Here is a 15,806-nt window from a genome sequence, read left to right on the forward strand (position 1 = left end):
CTGTGGCTTTTGATCCGATTATTCTCATGAGCAGAGATCAATCGGAATAGTATTTCGCTTTAGCCGGATTTACGAGGCGTCTGTCCGGGTTTTGGATGTTTCTGCTTGCACGGCCGTAACCGCGATCATGTGCAGAACGTCCTCGGCGGAGCATCCGCGTGAAAGGTCGTTGGCCGGTTTCGCCAGTCCCTGAAGGACCGGGCCGATTGCTTCGGCACCCCCAATACGCTGGGCGATCTTGTAGCCAAGGTTGCCTGCGTCGAGGTTCGGGAACACAAAGACATTTGCCTCGCCGCGCAGGGGCGAATCCTTGGCTTTCTTTGCAGCCACCTCGGGGACGAATGCGGCGTCAAACTGCAGCTCGCCGTCGATCAACAGATCGGGGTCAGCCGACTTTGCAATCTGCGTGGCCTCACTGACCTTCGTGACCTTCGGATGATTGGCGCTGCCGCCGGTGGAAAAGGACAGCATCGCAACGCGGGGTGTCTCATGCGTCAGTGCCTTGAAAGACGCGGCAGATGCCCGGGCGATTTCGGCCAGTTCCTGTTCGTTCGGATCAACGACCAGGCCGCAATCGGCAAAGATGTGCGCACCGCGAACCGTGTGGTGATCGCGGCAGTAGAGCATCAGGAAAAAGCTGGAAACCATGGCCGCGTCGGGCGCTTTGCCGATGATCTGCAAAGCGGCGCGCACTGTGGCCGACGTGGTCTCAACAGCTCCGCCGACGGTTCCGTCGGCATTACCGGTATGAACCAGCATCGCGGCATAGTTCAGGCGGTGTTTGATTTCTTCAGCGGCCTTTTCAGGCGTCATGCCCTTGTGCTTGCGCCGCTCAAAAAGCTCAGCTGCAAACGCTTCGGCATGGGGAGAGTCCGATGGATCGTGGATTTCGATGCCGTCGACATCCTGACCAGCCTGTTCGGCCAGCAGGGCAGTTACTTTGGCTTTGTCACCAACCAGAATGATGCGCGCGACACCTTCCTTGCGGGCCTTCAAAGCACCTTCAACAACACGTGGATCATCGCCCTCAGCGAGGGCGATGATCTTGTCGGAGCTGCTAGCAGCTCCGAGAATTGTGCGTAGTGGCTTCACGCGATTATGCCCCGGCCGACGTATTCATGTCAGCCGCGTCGATACCGGCAACACGGACCGGCTTTTTCATGGCGTCGCGACGGAAGGGATCGCCCAGTTCCTGGTTGATCATGGCTTCGATCAGAGTGGTGATGCCATTTTTCTGGTCGATGATCGCCTGGTTCAGGGCCGCGGTCAGCTCGTCCTGAGTGCGTGCAACGACGCCTTTCAGACCACATGCGGTTGCGATACCGGCATAGGAGACCTGTTGGTCCAGTTCGGTGCCAACGAAGTTGTCGTCGAACCACAGGGTCGAGTTACGCTTTTCAGCGCCCCACTGGTAGTTGCGGAAAACGATCTGGGTCACGGCTGGCCATTCTTCGCGGCCAATTGCGGTCAGTTCGTTCACAGCGATACCAAATGCGCCGTCACCCGAGAAACCGACAACCGGAACGTCCGGGCAACCAATTTTCGCGCCAACAACGGCAGGCAGGCCGTAACCACAGGGGCCAAACAGACCAGGTGCCAGGTACTTGCGGCCTTCTTCGAAGGACGGGTACGCGTTACCGATGGCGCAGTTGTTGCCGATATCGGACGAGATGATTGCCTCGGTCGGCAGCGCCGCTTGAATTGCGCGCCATGCCATGCGGGGGCTCATCCAGTCGGGCTTAGCGGCACGTGCACGCTCGTTCCAGGTGGTGCCCGGATCGTCGTTCTCGTGGGTCAGCGAGCTCAGTTCTTGCGCCCAAGCCGATTTGGTGGTGGCGATCAGGTTCTTGCGGTCTTCGCGACCTGCTTCACCGGCGTTGTCGCCCAGACGTTCCAGCAGACCTTCGGCCACTTTCTTGGCGTCGCCGACGATGCCAACGGTCACGTCTTTGGTCAGGCCGATACGATCAGGGTTCAGGTCAACCTGAATGATCTTGGCATCGGTCGGCCAGTAGTTGATGCCGTAACCAGGCAAGGTCGAGAATGGGTTCAGACGGGTGCCCAGAGCCAGAACAACGTCCGCTTTGGCGATCAGTTCCATACCGGCTTTCGAGCCGTTATAGCCCAACGGGCCAGCGAACAGCGGGTGCGAGCCGGGGAAGGCGTCGTTGTGCTGATAGCCAACGCAGACCGGTGCGGTCAGACGTTCGGCCAGATCGGCGGATGCAGGGATCGCGCCGGACAGAACAACGCCAGCACCGTTCAGGATGACCGGGAATTTGGCGTCGGACAACAGAGCTGCGGCTTCGTCCAGTGCTTCGTTGCCACCGGCGGTCGCTGCGAATTCGACGATCTTGGGCAGTTCGACGTCGATGACCTGAGTCCACATGTCGCGCGGGATGTTCATCTGAGCAGGTGCCGAAGCACGCTTGGCTTGCAGGATGACGCGGTTCAGAACTTCGGCGACACGGCTGGGGTCACGCAGTTCTTCCTGGTAGGCAACACAGTCCGCAAACATGCGCATCTGTTCCATTTCCTGGAAGCCACCCTGACCGATGGTCTTGTTGGCTGCCTGCGGAGTGATCAGCAGAACCGGGGTGTGGTTCCAGTATGCGGTTTTAACGGCAGTCACAAAGTTGGTGATGCCGGGGCCGTTCTGCGCGATCATCATCGACATCTTGCCGGTGGCACGGGTGTAGCCGTCCGCCATCATGCCGCCGGAACCTTCGTGGGCGCAGTCCCAGAAATTGATGCCTGCAGCCGGGAAGATATCCGAGATCGGCATCATCGCCGAGCCGATGATACCGAACGCATGTTCGATACCGTGCATTTGCAGAACCTTAACAAAGGCCTCTTCAGTGGTCATTTTCATCTGAGTGTTCTCCGCACAATTGAAGAAAGGTTCGGGCACAGCACCCGCCTTTGATACGGTTTTGGCGCAAGGGGCGAAGCGGCGTTAGGGCCAGAACGTTAGGCGGGATATGTCCAGAGTCGTGCTAGGCGGACCGGATGGCATCCGCGATCAGTTTCACGCCCGGCCCGATGCGGTCCCGGCCAATGGACGAGTATCCAAGGCGATAGAAGTTGTGCGGTCGGTGCAACCCATTGAAGAACGGGGCGCCTGGTTCGATATGGACGCCCTGGCTCTGCAGCTTTTGGGCAAGTTTGGTCGTGTCCACACGCTCGGGGGCCGACATCCAAAGAGACGAGCCGCCCATGATTCCGCGTCCGGCAACGGTAAGCCCGTACTGTTCGACTGCAGCATCCAACGCTTCGCGGCGCCGGGCAAGGGTCTTGGACATACGCCGAATCTGAGCATCGTAATGGCCCAGTGACAGGAAATAGGCCGCAGTGCGCTGGATATGGCCCGGCGGGTGGCGCAGCACCAAAGAACGCAAGGCTCGTGCCTCGCGGATAAAGGGCTCGGACCCGACAATGTAGCCAAGGCGCAATCCGGGAAACAGCGATTTCGAGAAGCTGCCCACATAGATCACCCGCCCGTCGCGATCCATCGACTTGAGGGCCGGGGAAGGCGATCCCAGAAAGGCCATTTCAAACTCGTAATCGTCCTCGACCACCATAGCATCCAGTTCGCGGGCGCGTTTCAGCAGCTCGTAGCGGCGTTCAACGGGCATGGTTGCCGTTGTCGGGCTTTGATGGCTGGGGGTGGTGAAAATTACGTCTGTTTCGTCAGGTAGCGCATCCGGGGTCAGGCCGTCGCTGTCGACGGCCAGTGGCGACACCTTGCAATCGGAGTGATTCAACAGATCCCGCAGCGCATAGTAACAGGGGTCTTCAATCACCGCTGTGCGGTTGCGGTTCAAAAGAATGCGTGAGGCCAGCCAGAGCGCGTTTTGCGCGCCCATTGTGATCAAGATCTCTTCGGGGCGAGCGGCGATCCCGCGGCGCGGCAACGTGTGACGGGCGATGAATTCGATCAGCAGCGGATCATCCTGATCCATGTAGTCCCCGGTCAGGGATGCAAAATCTTTATGACCCAGTGCCCGAACCGCACAGAGACGCCAGTTGGCGTGGTCAAACAATTTCCGATCTGCCTGACCATAGATGAAAGGGTATTTGTAATCGCGCCAATTACTGGGCTTGGGCAGCACGTCCCCATCCGAGAACCTGCGTGCGAGTGCCGTGTCCCAGTCGACATTTTCATCGCGTTTTTGCACAGGCGAATACTTGGGTGGCACGGGCGCGTTTTGCGAGACGAAATACCCCGACCGGCCTTTGGCAGTCAGGTAGTCATTGGCCAGAAGTTCCGTATACGCCAATGTCACCGTGATCCGGCTAACACCCAGATGCGCCGCCAATTTGCGAGACGAGGGCAGCTTTTCCCCAACGTGGAACCGGCCAGACAAGATGCCTTCGGCAATCATCTGCTGGATCTGCGCCTGCAGCGTGCCTTGTCCGTTCAGTTCCAGAAAGAATGTGTCGACCGATATTCCCATAGCGCCTTATAGGGTGGACTTAAGGTGAGGGCAATCTGGACTTAATCTCGTCTCGAGAATTCGTGAACAAGGCGCTTGACGAAAAAGAACGACTCACCTAAATAACTAGAAATCTAGTTTAATGGAGAAAGCAGATGTGGGAAACAGCTGCAGCAGGATTTTCGGCCATGGGCTCTGAAGCGAGGCTAAAGGTTCTGAAGACCTTGGTCAGGGCTGGTGAAGCGGGCCTGACCGTCGGAGAAATTCAAAATCGCACAGGAATCGCGCCTTCGACATTGGCCCACCACCTTCGGTTCCTCGCGGCCGGTGGAGTTGTCGAGCAAGAGAAAGTCGGGCGCGTCACCATCAACCGAGCAAATTACAATGAATTGAGAAACCTCGCGCAATTCATCCTCAGTGAATGCTGCGCAGACGAAGTGGGAAAGGCCGCGAACGATGGCTGAGTTGACACAAAACCCAAAGGCACCGGTAAAAGTTGCCGTTGAATGGATCAAAACCCCCTGGGCAGTGATCGTGGTCATTCTGGCGCTTGTCGCCATTCTGGACCCCGGCAACTGGGGAGAGGTTGTTACCTTTGCGGGCAAAGCGCTCGCCCATACCGGACAGTATATTCTGTTTGCCGTCCTCTTGCTGTCCTACCTCAAGGCAACCGGTGCCGAAGTAATGGTGGCCCGCGCATTCGAAGGGCGTGAGACACGCATGATCTTTCTTGCGGCGCTGTTTGGCGGGCTCGCCCCCTTCTGTTCTTGCGAGGTCATTCCCTTTATTGCTGGATTGCTGGCCCTTGGCGCACCGCTGTCTGCCGTCATGGCATTCTGGCTCAGCTCACCCCTGATTGACCCACCCACCTTGTTGATCACTGCAGGCGCCTTGGGCTGGCCATTTGCGATCGGTAAAGCCGTCGCAGCGGTTGCATTGGGTCTGTTTGGCGGGTTTGTCGTCCGTGCCCTGATGCGCAGCGGGGCCTTTGCCCAGCCTCTGCGTGAATACAAGCCAACTGGATGCGGTTGCGGCCCCAAACAGGACGACAAACCGATCTGGAAGTTTTGGCAGGAGCCCGAGCGCCGTCAGCGGTTCCGTTCCGAATTCGTTCACAACGGCTTGTTCCTGCTGAAATGGCTGGCGTTGGCCTATGTGCTTGAGGCGCTGTTGGTTAGCTACGTTCCCGCTGATCTGATCGCGCGTGTGGTCGGTGGCGAGGGGGTCGTGCCCATTGTCATCGCAGCCCTGGTCGGGATGCCTGCCTACCTGAACTCCTACGTCGCACCGCCCCTGTTGGCAGGGTTGACGGAACAGGGGATGAGCGCAGGGGCTGCCATGTCCTTTATGGTCGCAGGTGCGGTCAGTTCAATCCCGGCGATGGCTGCTGTCTGGTCGCTGGTCAAACCACGGGTCTTTGCGACCTATCTGGGGTTGGGCATTACCGGCGCAATCGTCGCAGGTATCCTGTTCCAGATGATCTGAAATGAAAACCGCCCTGCGTTGCTGCAGGGCGGTTTTTCTTAACCGGTTTCGCAATAGCGCGGTAGTTTGAACCGATACCGGGCCTCACCACTATCCACAAACACACGCTTTTCTATGCAAGCCGTAGTGCCAACGGTTTGTGAGATCGGAGCGTCAGTCGAAGTGACCGAGGTCGCAGATCCATCCGGCAGCCGGACCGATGCTATCACGCCGTTTTTGAGGTCGCCGTTGATGGGTGTCGCAGACAGGACGTTGACGGTCATGAAGGCCTCATGCTCGTGCTCACCGCTGTCGTTGAAAATCAGCAAACCAGCAGCGACGGCAACAAGACCAACACCGCCTGCCACGGGCAAACCCCAGGTCTTCAGGAAGGCATAGATCGAAACGGCGCGATGCGGTCCAAATAGTTTGGAAAGAACGTTCAGCATGGCTTTCTCGTAAAAAAAAGCCCCGGTCCGTTCAGGCCGAGGCTGTCTGTGCCTTAGGGGCGCGGATCGTCTTCGTCTTCGTCGTCGGCACCGCCTTTGGGCAGGTTGAAGAAGCTGTCCGCGTCGAGGATTGGTTCTTCTTCTTTTTCTTCCGCAGGGTCGTCCGACAGCGAGAAGGTTTCCAGACCTTCGATGGCAGTCGGGATCTTCGGCGCCGCGTCCATTTCCAGCGATTGTTCGGTCGAGACCAGCTTGCGGCGCTCGTCATCGCTCATGACGCCACCTTCGGCAGCTTTCTTGGCTGCGGCCTTCTGCACGATCGCGTCCAGTTCGGACTGTTTGCACAGACCCAGGGCAACGGGGTCGATCGGCTGCATGTTGGAAATGTTCCAGTGGGTCCGTTCACGGATCGACTGGATGGTCGGCTTGGTGGTGCCCACCAGCTTGGCGATCTGACCGTCGCTGAGTTCCGGGTGAAACTTGACCAGCCACAGGATCGAGTTCGGACGGTCCTGACGCTTGGACAGCGGAGTATAGCGCGGACCGCGACGCTTTTCCTCGCCGCTTGCAGCGGGGTTGAACTTGAGCTTCAGCTTGTGCAGCGGGTTGTTCTGCGCGGTGTCGATCTCGTCCTGGGTCAGCTGGTTGTTGGCGATGGGGTCAAAGCCTTTCACGCCAGCGGCCACATCGCCGTCTGCGATGCCCTGCACCTCAAGCTCGTGCATGCCTACGAAATCCGCGATCTGCTTGAAGCTGATCGTGGTGTTGTCCACCAGCCATACGGCTGTTGCCTTGGCCATAAGCGGTTTTGCCATCAGCCCGTCTCCTATAAATACATCTTTCCCGTCGCCGGAATTCGGCGGCCCCTTTTTTAGGGCAGGTTTCCGTTGTCGGGGAACTTGGTCCGTATATAGTCGCGCCAAGGCAAGAAGGGAAGAGGCGAATGCGCTGCGTTGTATTGGGGCTGGTTTCGTGGATTTTCGGTGCAATGGCGGCGCTGGGCGACGGCGAAAAGGCAGGCGAGTTTGACTACTATGTCTTGTCGCTTAGCTGGTCGCCAAACTGGTGCGCCCGCGAAGGCGACGCGCGCGGATCGGATCAATGCGACACCCGGCATGACCATGGCTGGATCCTGCATGGTCTGTGGCCTCAGTACCATCAGGGCTGGCCCGCCTTCTGCCGCACGCCCGAGGCGCCGCCATCGCGCGCTATGTCACGCGAAATGACCGATATTCAGGGCAGTTCTGGCCTCGCGTGGCATCAGTGGAAAAAGCACGGCACCTGCTCGGGCCTCAGCGCGTCCGACTATTATGCGCTGTCCCGGCAGGCGTATGAGACGGTTGAGCGTCCTCAGGTATTCCGCAAGCTGGACGCCTCGGTCAAACTGCCTGCATCGGTCGTGGAAGAAGCCTTTCTGAAAGCCAACCCCGGCCTTGAGCGCGATATGATCACTGTGACCTGCAAGCAGGGCTATATAGAAGAGGTCCGGCTGTGCCTGTCGCGCGACCTTGAACCCGTTCCCTGTGGTCGTGACGTGATCCGCGATTGCACCGCCAAAGACGCGCTGTTCGATCCGATTCGTTAGAGTTTCTTGTTCTGGCAGTCCCGCGCATACTCCAGCGCTTTGGCCGTACCTTTCAGATCAATCGCCATCACCGTCTCACCCGCAGGGTTGTAAACCGTCATGGTCTTGTTCTGCGCAATCGCATTCACGAAGCTGCGGTCGGTGAAAAACACGGTCGCGCCGGGCACATCGCGCTGATTGAAGCCGATGGCAGTGGCATCATAGCTTTTGCCGTCCAGATCGAACCGGATCGGATAACTCTCGCCCTGTTTGATGTCGCCCCACGCCTTGTTGTAGACGGCGAAATACCCGCGATTATCCAGCGCATCATAGCCCAACCGCACGACCGAGAGGTCTTGGTAGATCGTTTGAATCAGACAGCCGTTTCCGAGCGCTGGGTCCATCATAATGTTCCAGCCCTCGACAAAGCCTTTGTCGATCAGTTCCTGCGAAAACGCGGCGGTGGCTGTAAAGGCGGCAAGCGCGAGGGCAAATAGGCGTTTCATAACAGTTTCCAATATCAAATGGATAAGGTCGCAGCCATAGTACACGCCGCGTGCAGGAGGCAAAGGCCATTCTTGATTGATGCGACCGCGAACAAAGACCTATGTGCATAGTGGAACCCGGCTATGCCTCGCAGGGCGAACGCTTGAAACTCGGCCGCGGCACAATAGTTTTCGCTCCATAAAATTAAGGAGCGTGCCATGCCGCAACATCCAAGAACATTTTCTCACATCGGATTGTCCGTCCCAAACGTTGACGAGGCCGTAAAATTCTACTCCGAAGTCCTTGGTTTTTACGTAATCATGCCACCAACGGATGTGGTAGAGGATGACACGGATATCGGTGTCATGTGCACTGATGTGTTTGGCCCGGAATGGAAAAAACTGCGTATTGCGCATCTCGCGACCGCTGATCGCGTTGGTTTTGAACTTTTCGAGTTTCACGGGAACTATGTGCCTGAAAACAATATCGACTTTCGCCAGAACGGTACGTTTCATTTTTGCGTCCAGGACCCGGATGTCGAAGGCTTGGTAGAAAAAATCGTGGCGGCTGGCGGCAAACAACGGATGCCGATCCGATACTATTATCCCGGTGAGAAACCCTATCGCATGGTCTACGTCGAAGACCCATTTGGTATCGTCTTCGAGATATACAGCCATTCCTATGAATTGACGTATTCGTCGGGTGCTTACACCTGACAATCGGAACAGACCTTGGTGTGCAACCGGAAGAGGCGAATCCTTTCCGGTTGTCGCCGTATCGCAAGACTCAGAGTTCTTTTCGTGCCCTCAGCGCCGCCGTAATCGTCCCGTCGTCCAGATAATCAAGCTCGCCCCCAATCGGAACACCCTGCGCCAGTGAGGTCAGGCGGACCTGTCCCTCCAACTGATCCGCGATGTAGTGGGCGGTGGTCTGGCCATCGACAGTGGCATTTAGGGCCAGAATGACCTCAGAAATCCCTTCGGCCATCACCCGATCCTTGAGTCGGGGAATGCGCAGTTCGTCCGGTCCGACCCCATCCAGAGCCGACAATGTGCCGCCCAAAACGTGATAGCGACCCTTGAAAACTGCAGCGCGTTCCATCGCCCAGAGATCAGCCACATCTTCGACCACGCACAACTCTCCGGTCGCGCGATCCTCGCTATCGCAGATGTCGCAGATATCGGTGGTGCCCACGTTGCCGCAATTCAGGCATTCGCGGGCGGTGGCAGCCACCTGCTGCATTACGTCCGACAGGGGCGTCAGCAGCAGGGCGCGCTTTCGGATCAGGTGCAGCACTGCGCGGCGGGCCGAGCGGGGCCCGAGGCCGGGCAGTTTGGCCATCAGGTCGATCAGATTGTCGATATCGCTGTTCGAACTCACGGCGTGCGCTCCTGCAAAAGGGCCGGACAGGGGTGCCCGGCCTTTGGGTCGTCAGGAGTGTCTATCAGAACGGCAGCTTGATGTCTGCGGGCAGACCCATGCTTTCGGTCAGCCTTGCCATCTCGGCCTGAGAGCGCTCGGCCGCTTTGGTTTGCGCGTCCTTGATAGCGGCCAGAATCAGATCTTCGACAACTTCCTTATCGTCGCCGTTGAAGATCGACGGATCGATGTCCAAACCCTTCAGCTCGCCTTTTGCGGTGGCGGTGGCCTTCACCAGCCCCGCACCGGATTCGCCCACAACCATCATGTTGTTCAGCTCTTCCTGCATATCCGTCATCTTGGTCTGCAAATCCTGTGCGGATTTCATCATCTTGGCCATATCGCCCAGACCGCCGAGTCCTTTGAGCATTTACTGTCTCCTAAATTGTGATCGCCTTAGGCGAACATATACAGCGTAAAGTGTCATCGACGCACATAGCGCAATTGCCAGCCCTATGAACAGGGTGGAATGACCGATGCACCCGATGTCTGCCGCCGATCTACGCGAGTCATCCATCAAGTCGTCGACAAAAATGTGAGCCGCCCAAATCGCCCAAGCGAAGGACGTCGCCAATGCGATCCATAGGTTTCCGCGCCAGATTGCTATAGCAGACAACACCAGCAAGACCATGGATACCGGATGCAAGGTGAGAGCAACTGCTTCGACCAATTCGCTAACCGGTTCGCCATCCCAGCCAGGGTTAAAAACTTCGCATGCTTCGTAGTAGACCGCATCGATGTGTGCAAAGTGCAGCTGTTAATCCTCCTCGAACGGGTCCCATTCGTCTTCGACCTCAGGCAGTGCTTCGGTTTCTACCTTGGCGGCGCGTTCCTCCGGGGTTTCGATCCGTTTGATGCGCGCTTTGGGAAACTGCATCAGAACGGCTTGAACCAATGGGTGTTGTTCGGCCTGCGCTTTCAACGCCAGATCAGCCGCGTCTCGAACCTCGGCGATTGTTGCCGCGTCCCCATCGGCCACGATTGAGACGGCCCATCGGTTTCCGGTCCAGCGTTGCAAGGCTGAACCAAGCCTTTGCGCCAGATCGGTCGGCGCTTTGTCCGTCGGCGTGAACTCGATCCGTCCTGGGGAATACGAGACGAGACGCACACCGTTTTCGACCTCAACCAACAGTTTTACGTCCCGGTTGGTGCGGATCAACTCGACCACGTGTTCGAAGGTTGGATAGCGTGCCAGCGCGGTCTGGATGTCCTGGGCAAACGCTGCGGTGGGTGCCCCTGCCGGTCCACGCTGGGCCGAGAGATGCGCAGATGATGTCGCCTGTGCAGGCGCTTGAGTTGGCACAGCCACACCACCGCCGGGCCCCCCGTTCGGTGGGGGGGGAGGCGCATCCTGTAGTCGTTTGATAAGTTCTTCGGGGCTGGGCAAATCAGCCACATGGGTCAGACGAATGATTGCCATTTCGGCGGCCATCATCGCGTTGGGTGCTGCAGAGACCTCTTCCAGCGCTTTCAGCAACATCTGCCACATGCGCGTCAACACCCGCATCTGCAGCGCCTCGGCCATCTGTTGACCCCGCGCGCGTTCATCCGGTGAGACAGTGGGGTCATCGGCGGCATCGGGCGTGATTTTGACCACGGAAACCCAATGGGTGATCTCGGCTAGATCGCGCAGAACAGCCAGCGGATCGGCCCCTTCGGCATACTGGCCGCTCAACTCAGTCAATGCCCCAGCCGCATCGCCACGCAGGATCATGTCCATTAGATCCAGCACGCGCCCGCGATCTGCAAGGCCAAGCATTGCCCGAACCTGATCGGCGCTGGTTTCCCCGGCGCCATGCGAGATAGCCTGATCCAACAGCGATGTTGCATCGCGCGCAGACCCTTCGGCCGCACGTGTGATCAAAGCAAGCGCGTCTTCGGCGATCTGTGCGTTTTCCGCCGCGGCGATCTTGTTAAGCAGACCGATCATGTCTTCGGGTTCGATCCGGCGCAGGTCAAACCGCTGACAGCGCGACAGAACCGTCACTGGAACCTTGCGGATTTCGGTCGTCGCAAATATGAACTTTACATGTTCGGGCGGTTCCTCAAGCGTTTTGAGCAGGGCATTGAAAGCGCTGGTCGACAGCATGTGAACTTCGTCAATGATGTAAATCTTATAACGCGCACTGGCGGCACGATATCGGACACTGTCGATGATCTCGCGGATGTCGTTCACGCCGGTTCGGCTGGCGGCGTCCATCTCCATCACGTCGACATGCCGGCCTTCCATGATGGCAACGCAATGCTCGCACTGACCACAAGGTTCGGTCGTTGGCTTGCCTTCACCATCGGGACCGATGCAGTTCATACCTTTGGCGATAATCCGGGCAGTGGTGGTTTTGCCGGTGCCGCGAATACCGGTCATGATAAAGGCCTGCGCGATCCGATCCGCTTCGAACGCGTTTTTCAGCGTGCGCACCATTGCGTCCTGTCCAACCAGATCTGCAAAGGTTTCGGGGCGGTACTTGCGGGCAAGAACCTGATAGGCGGGGCTGGGCGTTTCGGTCATGTCTGCTCTGTCAGATTCGTGTCAGAAATGCAGCGTAGAGACCCTGACCGCCCGCGTCCACAGCAGGCTTTGTGGAATTTCGGTTTGGACAGCGTCTGTAAGCGGGATAAACCGGCTTTCAAAATCGGGTGGGCCGGTGGCAGTAGGAGCATAAGCTTTGGCAAAATTTGCAATCTACGCGCTGCCTGTTGGCTCAGGCACCTTGGCGCTGTCCCCCTTGCCGGGCGGCGGCGGTGGGTATGTGGATGATCTGAGGGTGATACAGGACTGGAACCCCGATCTGGTGATTTCAATGACCACCGAGGCCGAGATGCAGCAGGTCGGCGCAGGCGGTTTTGGTCGAGACGTTCAAAGCAGGTCCGCTACCTGGGTGCATCTTCCGGTCGAGGATTTTGGCACGCCGCCCCAGCCAATCGAAACTCTTTGGCCCCAAGCCAGCGCAGCCGCCCGGCAGGTTCTGTCCGACGGTGGACGCGTGCTGGTGCATTGCCGGGGCGGTTGTGGGCGGTCGGGGATGGTCGCGCTGAGGCTCATGGTGGAAAGCGGTGAAGATCCAAACCACGCGCTAAACCGGCTGCGCTTGGCCCGACCATGCGCGGTGGAAACGGATGAGCAGATGGCTTGGGCCATGAAACCGGCCCAGAGCGATCGGTGAACTAGGATCAGGCCGTGGCTTGTTGAACAACCTGATGCGATGGACGCGGTGCAAGGGCCGATGCCTGAAGCATGGCGCAAGGCAAGGCCGCCAAAACACCAGCAGGCAGAGTGGAAAAGTCAGGGTTGAACATCATATCGGCGTATTCGTCCAACGTGTCGGCCGAGTCGCCCGTGTTTGCCCCGCAATAGACCCTGATCCGGGCCGGGCTGGCGCGAAACCGTGCGGTGCAACCCTCATCGCAATGGGTCAGTTCGCTGGAGCCGTCCACCTCAAATTCGCTGGTCGTCATTGGTTGTGCTGTTGCCATCGCCTCGGCCAATGCCCGAGCCATTTGGGCCAATGCGGGGCAGGTTTTCCCCGTTTTCTGGCACAGGGTGGCGGTGAATTCGTGGGTCGTTGTCTTCCAGATCATAATGCGCCCTCCGCGCGGTGAGCGGGGGACGTGGAACAGGGAACTCAGCGTACTGAAGACCTGCCCGGACACCCCGCCCGAGTTTCGGTTTTTACTTTGATGGCAGGTCTCCTGACTTGCGGGTCATTGCTTTGCCGACCTTCCCAGCCTTTCGGCCAGTGGTATTTCGGCATTGCTTACCGCTTACAGTTGCGGGGGCAGTCGCGGCCTTGGTCCGTCCCGGCATTGCCGGGCTGGACCGCACCGAGTTCCCTTTTCATCCCGCCCCAATATAAGGACGAGAACCATCACCTCATCGCTAGCGGTTGGAGGTGGCTTGAGTCAAGCGGGCTGTTTTCCATCGTTCAAGTGGACGCTTGGTCACTTTGAAAATCTGTTGACTCTAGTCGCGCAAAAGCGCCGATATGCCATATGTGAACCGAATAGTTCAGATGCTTGCGAGGGCACCATGTTGGACAGCACTCCGGTCGTTTTGACCGAAGATTTCACGTTTTCTGCCGGAGAGGCCGAACTGTCGGCACGGCTGTATATGCCTGCCTCGGCACCTGATGTGGCGGTTGTAGTCCATGCAGCCACAGGCGTACCGCGCGACTATTACCAGCATTTTGCGCGGTGGTTGGTGGAAGAACAGGGTATGGCCTGTCTGACCTATGACTATCGCGATTTTGGCCACTCTCTACGCGGGCGCCTGCGCGATTCGCAGGCCACGATGGCCGATTGGGCGTTGATCGACATGCCCGCTGCCCGCGCTGAAATGCGGCGCAGATTTCCCGCCGCCCAGCAGTGGAGCATTGGCCATTCGGTGGGTGGAATGCTGGGGCCAATTCAGCCCGATATTGAGCAGATCGACCGGATGATCTGTGTCTGTTCAGGTTTGGTGACGGTATCCGACCACCCCTGGCCGTATCGCGCACTGGCGACAATGTTTTGGTATGCCCACCCGCCATTGCTGGTTAAGGCATTGGGATACCTGCCGGGCAAGGCGCTTGGGTTCGGCTCGGACCTTCCGGCACGTGTCTACTGGCAGTGGCGCAAATGGTGCACCAATGCACTGAACTACGTGCCAGATATCGGCAACAGCCTTCCAGAGGCCCGTTGGGTTGCGTCGGAAACACCCGTCGATCTGTTCACAATGGACGATGATCAGGTGGTGCCCCCGAACGCGGTTTGGCGCCTGGCCGATCTTTACGGTCCCAAAGCCCGCCGGCATCAGTTGTCGCCGAAAGACTTTGGATTGGCCGAGGTCGGTCACATCGGCGCATTTGCGCGCCGAAATGCGGCCATATGGCGCCGGTTGATCGCCTGAGCCGGTACTTACAGATTTTTGCGGGATTTCTTGTCCTGCATCACCGATCGTACCATCTTACCAAAGGCCTTGTCGCGCGCACGAGACTGCGCAACGGTTTCCGAGTTCCTTTCATCTTCGCGCCGCAGCTTTCGCCAGCGCTCCAACCGCTCGGTGTCCAGTGATCCGTTTGCAATCGCATCCTGCACGGCGCAGCCCGGCTCGGCCTGATGCTGACAATCGGAAAAGCGGCAGGTCTGAGCCAATTCCAGAATGTCAGAAAAGACCTCATCGACGCCATCCTGCGCATCCAGCAACCGCAAAGCCCGCATGCCCGGTGTATCGACCAGCCAGCCTCCGTTCTGCATCGGATGCAACGCGCGGGCAGTTGTCGTGTGCCGCCCGCGCGCGTCGTCTTCGCGAATGCCGGAGGTTGCCTCATCCAGGCCCGTCATGGCGTTGACCAATGTTGTCTTGCCGACACCGGATGAGCCGACCAGTGCAGCGGTCTGCCCGGTGGGGCACCAGGACAGAACTTGTTGAACGTCCATGGCATCCAAAGCATTGATTGCCAGCACGGTCAGAAACGGAGACAGCGACACGGCCGCTTTTGAGTATTTATCAGGATCGGTGCAGGTATCGGCCTTGGTTAGTATGACGACCGGATAGCACCCGGCCTGATGTGCCAAAGCCAAATACCGTTCCAGCCGGGCCAGATTGAAGTCGGCATTGCAGGAACTGACGATGAACAGCACATCCACATTGGCAGCAATCAACTGAGCCTCGGCCCCGGTTCCGGCGGCGCGGCGTTTCAGAAGGCTTCGACGGTCCAGCAGGTACTGAACGCGGTTTTGATCATCTGCCAATACCCAGTCGCCGACGGCGAAGTCGCCCGTCGGTTGGGTCAGGGTGAGCAGAGGTGTTTCACTGTTGATGTTTGCACCGATCAGACGATCACGGTGAACCGCTGTGATGCGAAAGGGAACGCATGAAGGATTGGCCGCATGTTGGGCGGCAAAGTGTGAGGACCATCCCAGGTCCGAAAGTGTAAAGGACATTGTTCTGCCTGTGTTCAGGTACAGCAAGCCGTCTGGATGGCGGTCGCGCATCCAGCGGTAATGTGT

17 protein-coding genes and 1 riboswitch are annotated in these 15,806 nt (G+C 58.3%); of the genes, 6 read left to right on the top strand and 11 right to left on the bottom strand.

Translation table 11 applies throughout. The annotated features are described in order from the left end of the window. Window positions 1–69: 69 nt before the first annotated feature. From pta to pdxR, 3 genes are all read right to left on the bottom strand, one after another. Window positions 70–1,092 carry a phosphate acetyltransferase gene (pta, locus tag AC2FJC_RS10210; RefSeq protein WP_496735682.1) on the bottom strand — a complete coding sequence of 341 codons (1,023 nt, stop codon included), beginning with the start codon at window positions 1,090–1,092 and terminating at the stop codon, window positions 70–72. Window positions 1,093–1,096: 4 nt separating this feature from the next. Then, complete coding sequence (gene xsc / locus AC2FJC_RS10215) at window positions 1,097–2,872, bottom strand: sulfoacetaldehyde acetyltransferase (protein ID WP_058272524.1); 1,776 nt, start codon at window positions 2,870–2,872, stop codon at window positions 1,097–1,099. 124 nt (window positions 2,873–2,996) lie between these two features. After that, window positions 2,997–4,457 (bottom strand): MocR-like pyridoxine biosynthesis transcription factor PdxR, encoded by a 1,461-nt coding sequence (gene pdxR / locus AC2FJC_RS10220; RefSeq protein WP_496739421.1) that lies wholly within the window; start codon window positions 4,455–4,457, stop codon window positions 2,997–2,999. Between the two features lie 134 nt (window positions 4,458–4,591). On the opposite strand from pdxR, the gene AC2FJC_RS10225 reads away from it, so the two are divergent. Then, a complete protein-coding gene (locus AC2FJC_RS10225) occupies window positions 4,592–4,900 on the top strand; it encodes an ArsR/SmtB family transcription factor (RefSeq protein WP_170563391.1) in 309 nt (102 codons plus the stop codon). Beyond that, window positions 4,893–5,921, top strand: coding sequence for a permease (locus AC2FJC_RS10230; RefSeq protein ID WP_496739422.1), 1,029 nt, complete (start codon window positions 4,893–4,895; stop codon window positions 5,919–5,921). The genes AC2FJC_RS10225 and AC2FJC_RS10230 overlap by 8 nt, the downstream gene beginning before the upstream one ends. A 38-nt stretch (window positions 5,922–5,959) precedes the next feature. On the opposite strand, the gene AC2FJC_RS10235 is transcribed toward AC2FJC_RS10230, so the two are convergent. Both AC2FJC_RS10235 and AC2FJC_RS10240 read right to left on the bottom strand, forming a co-directional pair. Then, window positions 5,960–6,349, bottom strand: coding sequence for a hypothetical protein (locus AC2FJC_RS10235; protein ID WP_496739423.1), 390 nt, complete (start codon window positions 6,347–6,349; stop codon window positions 5,960–5,962). Between the two features lie 53 nt (window positions 6,350–6,402). Continuing rightward, on the bottom strand, window positions 6,403–7,164 hold the full coding sequence (locus AC2FJC_RS10240) for a DUF1013 domain-containing protein (protein ID WP_496739424.1): 762 nt from the start codon (window positions 7,162–7,164) through the stop codon (window positions 6,403–6,405). 128 nt (window positions 7,165–7,292) lie between these two features. Between AC2FJC_RS10240 and AC2FJC_RS10245 the strand changes: the two genes are divergently transcribed. Continuing rightward, window positions 7,293–7,934 (top strand): ribonuclease T2 family protein, encoded by a 642-nt coding sequence (locus AC2FJC_RS10245; protein ID WP_496739425.1) that lies wholly within the window; start codon window positions 7,293–7,295, stop codon window positions 7,932–7,934. On the opposite strand, the gene AC2FJC_RS10250 is transcribed toward AC2FJC_RS10245, so the two are convergent. Further along, window positions 7,931–8,419, bottom strand: coding sequence for a hypothetical protein (locus AC2FJC_RS10250; RefSeq protein WP_496739426.1), 489 nt, complete (start codon window positions 8,417–8,419; stop codon window positions 7,931–7,933). The genes AC2FJC_RS10245 and AC2FJC_RS10250 overlap by 4 nt on opposite strands. Window positions 8,420–8,617: 198 nt before the next feature. On the opposite strand from AC2FJC_RS10250, the gene AC2FJC_RS10255 reads away from it, so the two are divergent. Further along, a complete protein-coding gene (locus AC2FJC_RS10255; protein ID WP_496726608.1) occupies window positions 8,618–9,115 on the top strand; it encodes a lactoylglutathione lyase family protein in 498 nt (165 codons plus the stop codon). A gap of 70 nt (window positions 9,116–9,185) precedes the next feature. On the opposite strand, the gene recR is transcribed toward AC2FJC_RS10255, so the two are convergent. The 3 genes from recR to AC2FJC_RS10270 form a co-directional block, all read right to left on the bottom strand. Then, window positions 9,186–9,779 carry a recombination mediator RecR gene (gene recR, locus AC2FJC_RS10260; protein WP_496726609.1) on the bottom strand — a complete coding sequence of 198 codons (594 nt, stop codon included), beginning with the start codon at window positions 9,777–9,779 and terminating at the stop codon, window positions 9,186–9,188. A gap of 64 nt (window positions 9,780–9,843) precedes the next feature. Next, window positions 9,844–10,188 carry a YbaB/EbfC family nucleoid-associated protein gene (locus AC2FJC_RS10265; protein WP_496726610.1) on the bottom strand — a complete coding sequence of 115 codons (345 nt, stop codon included), beginning with the start codon at window positions 10,186–10,188 and terminating at the stop codon, window positions 9,844–9,846. Window positions 10,189–10,575: 387 nt separating this feature from the next. Then, complete coding sequence (locus tag AC2FJC_RS10270) at window positions 10,576–12,327, bottom strand: DNA polymerase III subunit gamma/tau (protein ID WP_496739427.1); 1,752 nt, start codon at window positions 12,325–12,327, stop codon at window positions 10,576–10,578. A 157-nt stretch (window positions 12,328–12,484) separates the two neighbouring features. On the opposite strand from AC2FJC_RS10270, the gene AC2FJC_RS10275 reads away from it, so the two are divergent. After that, a complete protein-coding gene (locus tag AC2FJC_RS10275; protein ID WP_496739428.1) occupies window positions 12,485–12,982 on the top strand; it encodes a protein-tyrosine phosphatase family protein in 498 nt (165 codons plus the stop codon). Window positions 12,983–12,989: 7 nt separating this feature from the next. Here the strand turns inward: AC2FJC_RS10275 and AC2FJC_RS10280 are convergent, their stop codons facing one another. Beyond that, window positions 12,990–13,397, bottom strand: a complete 408-nt coding sequence (locus tag AC2FJC_RS10280) for a hypothetical protein (protein WP_282120274.1) — start codon at window positions 13,395–13,397, stop codon at window positions 12,990–12,992. A gap of 84 nt (window positions 13,398–13,481) precedes the next feature. Further along, window positions 13,482–13,701, bottom strand: a riboswitch (cobalamin riboswitch). Between the two features lie 144 nt (window positions 13,702–13,845). Here AC2FJC_RS10280 and AC2FJC_RS10285 point away from each other — a divergent pair. Further along, a complete protein-coding gene (locus AC2FJC_RS10285) occupies window positions 13,846–14,703 on the top strand; it encodes an alpha/beta hydrolase family protein (protein WP_496739429.1) in 858 nt (285 codons plus the stop codon). 8 nt (window positions 14,704–14,711) lie between these two features. On the opposite strand, the gene rsgA is transcribed toward AC2FJC_RS10285, so the two are convergent. Beyond that, complete coding sequence (gene rsgA / locus AC2FJC_RS10290) at window positions 14,712–15,740, bottom strand: ribosome small subunit-dependent GTPase A (RefSeq protein WP_496739430.1); 1,029 nt, start codon at window positions 15,738–15,740, stop codon at window positions 14,712–14,714. Window positions 15,741–15,806 lie beyond the last annotated feature (66 nt).

The organism is Ruegeria sp. CDSB117, from assembly GCF_059611005.1.

Coding starts and splice junctions, on each gene's coding strand:
- xsc (WP_058272524.1), bottom strand. CDS start 2,872: ATGAAAATGACCACTGAAGAGGCCTTTGTTAAGGTTCTGCAAATGCAC.
- pdxR (WP_496739421.1), bottom strand. CDS start 4,457: ATGGGAATATCGGTCGACACATTCTTTCTGGAACTGAACGGACAAGGC.
- AC2FJC_RS10225 (WP_170563391.1), top strand. CDS start 4,592: ATGTGGGAAACAGCTGCAGCAGGATTTTCGGCCATGGGCTCTGAAGCG.
- AC2FJC_RS10230 (WP_496739422.1), top strand. CDS start 4,893: ATGGCTGAGTTGACACAAAACCCAAAGGCACCGGTAAAAGTTGCCGTT.
- AC2FJC_RS10235 (WP_496739423.1), bottom strand. CDS start 6,349: ATGCTGAACGTTCTTTCCAAACTATTTGGACCGCATCGCGCCGTTTCG.
- AC2FJC_RS10240 (WP_496739424.1), bottom strand. CDS start 7,164: ATGGCAAAACCGCTTATGGCCAAGGCAACAGCCGTATGGCTGGTGGAC.
- AC2FJC_RS10245 (WP_496739425.1), top strand. CDS start 7,293: ATGCGCTGCGTTGTATTGGGGCTGGTTTCGTGGATTTTCGGTGCAATG.
- AC2FJC_RS10250 (WP_496739426.1), bottom strand. CDS start 8,419: ATGAAACGCCTATTTGCCCTCGCGCTTGCCGCCTTTACAGCCACCGCC.
- AC2FJC_RS10255 (WP_496726608.1), top strand. CDS start 8,618: ATGCCGCAACATCCAAGAACATTTTCTCACATCGGATTGTCCGTCCCA.
- AC2FJC_RS10265 (WP_496726610.1), bottom strand. CDS start 10,188: ATGCTCAAAGGACTCGGCGGTCTGGGCGATATGGCCAAGATGATGAAA.
- AC2FJC_RS10270 (WP_496739427.1), bottom strand. CDS start 12,327: ATGACCGAAACGCCCAGCCCCGCCTATCAGGTTCTTGCCCGCAAGTAC.
- AC2FJC_RS10280 (WP_282120274.1), bottom strand. CDS start 13,397: ATGATCTGGAAGACAACGACCCACGAATTCACCGCCACCCTGTGCCAG.
- AC2FJC_RS10285 (WP_496739429.1), top strand. CDS start 13,846: ATGTTGGACAGCACTCCGGTCGTTTTGACCGAAGATTTCACGTTTTCT.
- rsgA (WP_496739430.1), bottom strand. CDS start 15,740: ATGTCCTTTACACTTTCGGACCTGGGATGGTCCTCACACTTTGCCGCC.